2 protein-coding genes are annotated in these 1,632 nt (G+C 61.3%); both read left to right on the top strand.

Translation table 11 applies throughout. From position 1 onward, the window contains the following. A partial coding sequence (locus EPO09_RS07460; protein WP_290641739.1) for a Fe2+-dependent dioxygenase occupies window positions 1-620 on the top strand: 620 nt, incomplete at its 5' end. Continuing rightward, window positions 620-1,632: alpha-hydroxy acid oxidase (locus EPO09_RS07455; RefSeq protein WP_290641737.1), on the top strand; the 1,013-nt coding region annotated here is incomplete at its 3' end. The genes EPO09_RS07460 and EPO09_RS07455, both read left to right, overlap by 1 nt.

The following is a 1,632-nucleotide window of genomic DNA, read 5'->3' as shown; positions in this document are numbered from 1 at the left end:
AATCCGAATGGCAAAGCGGATCGATCACCGCAGGCGCACAAGCGGCACAGGCCAAGAACAACCAGCAACTGGCTGAGGATGCGGCGCATCTGCCGGCCCTGCGTGAACTGATTCTGGGCGCCTTGCACCGTTCGCCACTGTTCTTCACGGCGGCCTTGCCCTTGAAGATCCTGCCACCGTTCTTCAACCGCTATGGCGGGGAAGCGAACACTTACGGCTTTCACACCGATTGCGCCATGCGCATGTCGCCACATCGTGCGCAAGGCTATGTGCGGGCCGATGTCTCTGCCACCTTGTTCCTGTCTGATCCTGATGAATACGATGGTGGCGAGCTGACCATCGAAGACACGTTTGGCACGCATGGCGTCAAGCTCAAGGCAGGCAGCCTGGTGGTGTATCCATCGACTTCCATCCACGCCGTGACACCGGTCAAGCGAGGACAACGTCAGGCCTGCTTCATGTTCATTCAGAGCATGGTGCGAGACGATGGCCAACGCCGCCTGTTGTACGACATGGACATGGCTCTGCTAGAGCTACGACAAGATGTGGGTGAGACCGATGCCGTGGTGAGGCTGACGGGTACTTATCACAATCTCCTGCGCCGTTGGGCGGACAGTTGATGAACACGCAGCCTGGCATCAATGGCATCGCGGACTACCAGCGACTGGCTCAAGCCAAGGTGGATGAGGCTGTATGGGCTTATCTGCAAGATGGGATCGACGTAGCTGGCAGCGCGGCGTTTGCAGCTCATCGATTGATGCCCAGGCCATTGAGCCGCGTCACAGGTGGGCATACGCGCCTGAGCCTTTTCGGGCAGGAGTTTGCGCATCCGTTTCTGATGGCCCCCGTGGCTTATCAACGCTTGTTCCATGAGCATGGCGAACTGGCCTCTGCGCTGGCTGGCGCCGCACAAGGTGGGCAGCAGATCATCAGCAGCCTGGCTAGCCACGCGATCTCAGACATTGCCCGGGCCGCACATGAAGGCGGCGGGCCTGCGCCCTGGTTTCAGCTGTACTGGCAGCAAGAGCGTGAAGCCACGCTGCGCCTGTTGCGCCTGGCGGAGGAGGCTGGCTGCAGTGCCATCGTGTTCACGGTAGATGCACCCATCAAGCTGGCCACGATGCAGCTGCCCGCTGACGTGCATGCGGTGAATCTGTTGGCCTCGCAGGCTGGTGTTGAACCTCGCCTGCAAGCCGGCCAGAGCCGCGTGTTCGACGGCTGGATGGCGCAGGCACCCGATTGGGACGATCTGGTGTGGTTGCGCGCTCAAATCAATTTGCCTTTGTTGATCAAAGGTGTGCTGCACCCGGATGACGCGCATCAGGCGATCGAGTCAGGATGCGATGGCATCGTGGTGTCCAGCCATGGCGGCCGCGTGTTGCCTGGTGTACCTGACAGCCTGGCCTGTTTGCCCGCCGTGTTGCAGCGCACTGATGGGCGTGTACCCGTCTTGCTGGACAGCGGCATTCGATCCGGGCGAGATGCCTTTGTGGCGCTGGCCATGGGCGCCCGTGCCGTGTTGATCGGGCGGCCTTATGTCTGGGGCCTGGCCGCCAACGGCGCCATGGGCGTGGCGCATGTGATTCGCCTTTTGCGCGATGAACTGGAGATGACCATGGCCCTGACCGGCTG

This window comes from Aquabacterium sp. (assembly GCF_004297345.1).
Classification (GTDB): Bacteria; Pseudomonadota; Gammaproteobacteria; order Burkholderiales; family Burkholderiaceae_C; genus Aquabacterium.
Note: the sequence above shows the minus strand (reverse complement) of the source record. Positions and strands in the feature narration are given on the sequence as shown.